The organism is Streptomyces sp. NPDC004561, from assembly GCF_053602155.1.
Genome location: NZ_JBSGDB010000608.1, coordinates 1 through 4,659, shown reverse-complemented (window position 1 = coordinate 4,659; position 4,659 = coordinate 1). Strand labels below are relative to the sequence as shown.

5 protein-coding genes are annotated in these 4,659 nt (G+C 74.1%); all 5 read left to right on the top strand.

All coding sequences use genetic code 11. The annotated features are described in order from the left end of the window. Positions 1-1,403 (top strand): aldehyde dehydrogenase (NADP(+)) (locus ACWEN3_RS41845; protein WP_452982596.1); only part of this gene is annotated, 1,403 nt, incomplete at its 5' end. Between the two features lie 113 nt (positions 1,404-1,516). Further along, complete coding sequence (locus ACWEN3_RS41840; protein ID WP_452982593.1) at positions 1,517-2,125, top strand: DUF1349 domain-containing protein; 609 nt, start codon at positions 1,517-1,519, stop codon at positions 2,123-2,125. Positions 2,126-2,232: 107 nt separating this feature from the next. Beyond that, positions 2,233-2,739 (top strand): N-acetyltransferase family protein, encoded by a 507-nt coding sequence (locus tag ACWEN3_RS41835; RefSeq protein ID WP_452982590.1) that lies wholly within the window; start codon positions 2,233-2,235, stop codon positions 2,737-2,739. Positions 2,740-2,814: 75 nt separating this feature from the next. After that, positions 2,815-3,531 (top strand): DsbA family oxidoreductase, encoded by a 717-nt coding sequence (locus tag ACWEN3_RS41830; protein WP_452982587.1) that lies wholly within the window; start codon positions 2,815-2,817, stop codon positions 3,529-3,531. Positions 3,532-3,626: 95 nt separating this feature from the next. Then, on the top strand, positions 3,627-4,659 hold a 1,033-nt coding region (locus tag ACWEN3_RS41825; protein WP_452982584.1), incomplete at its 3' end, for an aminotransferase class V-fold PLP-dependent enzyme.

Below are 4,659 nucleotides of genomic sequence, written 5' to 3'. Positions count from 1 at the left end.
GGGGCGCCGCAGGCCCGGCAGGTGACCAGTGGGATCAGTTCGTTGCCGCAGGCGTGTTCGACGGCCATGGGCAGGTCGAGACCGCCGACGCCGAGACCGCCCTCGGCCCGGTCCGGCTGACCGGCGAACTCGCCCGCACCACGTACCAGTTGCGGGCCTTCGCGGACATCGTCGACGAGGGCGCCTTCCTCGACGTCGTCATCGACCACCCCGACGACACGGCGACCCCGCCCATCCCGGACCTGCGCCGCTACAAGGTGCCGCTCGGGGTCGTCGCCGTCTACTCCGCCTCCAACTTCCCCTTCGCCTTCTCCGTCGCCGGCGGCGACACCGCGAGCGCGCTGGCCGCGGGCTGCCCGGTCGTGGTCAAGGCCCACCCCGACCACCCGGCCCTGTCCGAGCTGGTCGCCAAGGTGCTGCGCCGGGCCGCCGCCGAGCACGGCATCCCCGAGGGCGTGGTCGGCCTCGTGCACGGCTTCGAGGCGGGTGTCGAGCTGATCAGGCATCCGCGGATCGCCGCCGCGGGCTTCACCGGCTCGGTGCGGGGCGGACGTGCCCTGTTCGACGCGGCCGCGGCCCGGCCGGTGCCGATCCCGTTCCACGGCGAGCTGGGCTCGCTCAACCCGGTCCTGGTGACCGAGGCCGCCGCGGCCGAGCGGGCGGAGGAGATCGGCTCCGGACTCGCCGGGTCGATGACCCTCGGCGCCGGGCAGTTCTGCGTGAAGCCCGGCCTGGTGCTCGTGCCGTCCGGCGCGGCCGGCGACCGGCTGGTGAAGTCGCTGACGGACGCCGTCAGCGACACCGAGGCCGGGGTGCTGCTCGACCACCGCATGCGGGACAACTTCGTCGCCGGGGTGCGCGAACGCGCCGCCCTGGCGGGCGTGGAGTCCCCGGTGACCCCCGGCGCGGGCGGTGAGCACACGGTCGGCGCGGGCTTCCTCACGGTGCCGGCGAGCGGGCTGGCCGCGCGGGGGGCGCACGACCTGCTGCTGGAGGAGTGCTTCGGGCCGGTGACCGTGGTGGCCCGCTACGAGGACGAGGACGAGGCCGTGGCGGTGCTGTCGCGGCTGCCGGGCAACCTCACGGCCACCGCCCAGTTGTCCTCGGAGGAGGCGGCCGGCGAGGGCCGGGGCGCCCGGATCCTCGCCGAGCTGACCCCGCTGGCCGGGCGTGTGCTGGTGAACGGATGGCCGACCGGGGTCGCGGTGGCGCCCGCGCAGCATCACGGGGGGCCTTACCCCGCGACCACCTCCACTTCCACCTCGGTGGGCGGTACGGCCGCCGAGCGGTGGCTGCGGCCGGTCGTCTACCAGAACGCGCCGGAGGCGCTGCTGCCCAAGGAGCTGCGCGACGACAACCCACTGGGCCTTCCCCGGCGGTTCGACGGGGTGCTGGAGCGGTAGCGCGCCGGAGGGAATCCGGGAGCCCGCGGGCGGCCCCTGGTCGCGTGATTGCCCGCGCCACCGGATCCGCCGCTCCCGGGCCTGCTCTCAGGAACTGCTGAGACAATCGGACGATGGACGTGGATCTCCCCGAACTGCCCTTTCCCCTGCGCACCTACGGCCCCGCCGGGCACTGGTCCTACGAGGACGGCGTACTCGCCGGGTGGGCCGGACCGCGGCAGGATCGGTTCGTCACGCCCACCGGGGAGGCCCTGGACCCCGCCTCCGACGCGCCCCGGCTGCTCGGGGCGCCGGAAGGGGACTTCCAGCTGATCGCCCGGGTCACCGTGGGATTCCGGGCCGGCTTCGACGCGGGAGTGCTCTACGTCCACGTCGGCGAACGGGCCTGGGCCAAGCTCTGCCTGGAGTACTCCCCGGACGTGCCCACCGTCTGCACGGTGGTCACCCGGGGACACTCCGACGACGCCAACTCCTTCACGGTCCAGGGGAGTTCGGTGTGGTTGCGGGTCAGCCGGACCGGCCGGGCCTTCGCCTTCCACGCCTCCCGGGACGGCGAGCGCTGGACCTTCGTCCGGCTCTTCACCCTCGGCGACGAGAAGGAGACCGGCGCCGCCCTGATCGGCTTCATGACCCAGTCGCCGCTGGGGGAGGGCTGCGTGGTCACGTACGACCACATCGTGTTCAGAGCCGCCTGGCCGAGCGACCTGCGGGACGGAAGCTGAGCGCGAACGTCCGCTGCTCACGGTTCGCCGTACGCACCCCGGCCCGGCGCGTCCACGCCGAGAGCGGGGTACGGAACCGGGCGGCGGCCGGCCGCGTCCTCCGCTGCATGATCCATGACCGTGTGAAAGGCACCCGGGTGATCCGCACCGCCCTGCCGGCCGAGGCGGAGAAGATCGCCGCGCTGCACCACCGGGCCCGCTCGACGTACTACCCGGACGGCCTCCCGGACGACGGCATCGACTGGACCGCCGCCTGGCGCGAGGCCGTGGAGCGGCCCGCCGGTCATGTGCTGTGCGTCGTCGAACAGGGCGAGATCACCGCCGTCGCGTCCTTCCGCACCCCGCAGGACGGCCCCGCCGACACGGTGAAGCTGTACCAGTTCCACGTCGACCCCGGCCGCTGGCGGTCCGGCGTCGGCACGGCCCTGCACGCGGCCTGCGTGGAGGAGTGGTGCGCGGACCGCCGGCGCACGGCCGTCCTCGACGTGCACGTGGGCAACCGGCGCGCCCGGGCCTTCTACGCCCGCATGGGCTGGGCCCCCGACCCGGCGAACCCGCCCGCCGAGGGCGACCACCACCTCTGCCTGCGGTACCCGGTGAGCCCCGGGGAATGAAACGCGCTGCTTGAACGTTCACGTACCGGGCGGAGAGAGCCTCCGCGCCCGTACGACCTGGAGAGTGCCGAAGACATGCGCGTCGAGATCTGGAGCGACATCGCCTGCCCCTGGTGCTACGTGGGCAAGGCCCGCTTCGAGAAGGCGCTCGCCGCCTTCCCGCACCGCGACGAGGTCGAGGTGGTGCACCGCTCCTTCGAGCTGGACCCGGGCCGGGCCAAGGGCGACGTGCAGCCGGTGATCACCATGCTGACCAGGAAGTACGGCATGAGCGAGGCGCAGGCCCAGGCCGGTGAGGACAACCTGGGCGCCCAGGCCGCCGCCGAGGGGCTGGACTACCGCACCCGGGACCGCGACCACGGCAACACCTTCGACATGCACCGCCTGCTGCACCTCGCCAAGGAGCACGGCAGGCAGGACGAGCTGATCCAGATCCTGTACCGGGCCAACTTCGCCGAGGAGCGGTCCGTCTTCACCGAGGGGGACGACCGCCTGGTGGAGCTGGCCGTCGAGGCCGGACTGGACGAGGCGGCCGTCCGCGCGGTCCTCGCCGACCCGGACGCGTACGCCGGGGAGGTCCGCGAGGACGAGCGCGAGGCCGCCCGGCTCGGCGCCAACGGCGTGCCCTTCTTCGTCCTCGACCGCGCCTACGGCGTCTCCGGCGCCCAGCCCGCCGAGGTCTTCGCACAGGCGCTGACCCAGGCCTGGGGTGAGCGCTCCCCGCTGACGATCGTCCAGGGCGACGCCGAGGCCTGTGGCCCGGACGGGTGCGCGGTCCCGCCGCGGGACTGAAACCGCAGGTCGGCGCGGTCGTATAAGGCTTACTGAGAGAAGCCACGCAAAAATCCGCAATGGACGGGGGGAGCCCTGGCCCGCACAGTGGGATCATGGAGACCTTCGAGAGCCTCGTCCGTGCCGAGTTCAGCCCGAAGAACACCTACCTGAACACCGCGAGCAGCGGCCTGCTCCCGGCCCGTACCGCCGCCGCCCTGCACGAGGCGGTGGCGATGCGGACCGAGGGCCGGCCCCTGGACCCGCTGTTCGAGGACGTCGAGGCCGCCCGGGCCGCGTTCGCCCGGCTGGCCGGGGTGCCGGTCAGCCGGGTGGCGGCCGGCCCGTCCGTCGCCGCCCAGACCGGACTGATCGCGGCCGCCCTGCCGGCGGGCGCCGAAGTGCTCACCGCCGAGGCCGACTTCACCTCCGTCGTGAACCCCTTCCACGTGCGCGGCGACCTCAAGATGCGCGCCGTGCCGCTGGAGCGGCTCGCCGAGTCCGTCCGCCCCGGCACCGCGCTGGTCGCGGTGAGCGCCGCGCAGTCCGCCGACGGCCGGGTCGCCGACCTGGCCGCCCTGCGCGAGGCGGCCCGTACGCACGGGGCGCGCACCTACGTCGACTTCTCGCAGGCCGCCGGCTGGCTGCCGATGGACGCCGACGCCCACGACTTCACCGTCGCCACCACCTTCAAGTGGCTGCTCGGCCCGCACGGGGCGGCCTTCCTCGTGGTTCCCGAGGACTTCGGCGGGCTGACCCCGCTGCTGGCGAGCTGGGTCGCGGCCGAGCAGCCGTGGGACAGCTGCTACGGCCCGGTGGCCGAACTCGCCCACTCCGCACGCCGGTTCGACGTCAGCCCGGCCCTGTTCACCTACGCCGGGGTGCGCCGCTCGCTCGCGCTGATCGAGGAACTCGGCGTGGCCGCCGTGCACGCCCACGACCTGGCCCTGGCCGACCGCTTCCGGCAGGGGGTCACGGCCCTCGGCCACGAGCCGCTGCCGGCGCCCGGCTCGGCGATCGTCTCCGTGCCCGGACTCGGCGAGCGCAGGCCGCGGTTGAGCCGCGCCCGGACCGGAACGCCATGGCATCGCGCAGCACGGCGAGGACCTTCTTGGCCTTCCTCGGGTTGTCGGCGACGAGCTTGTTGCT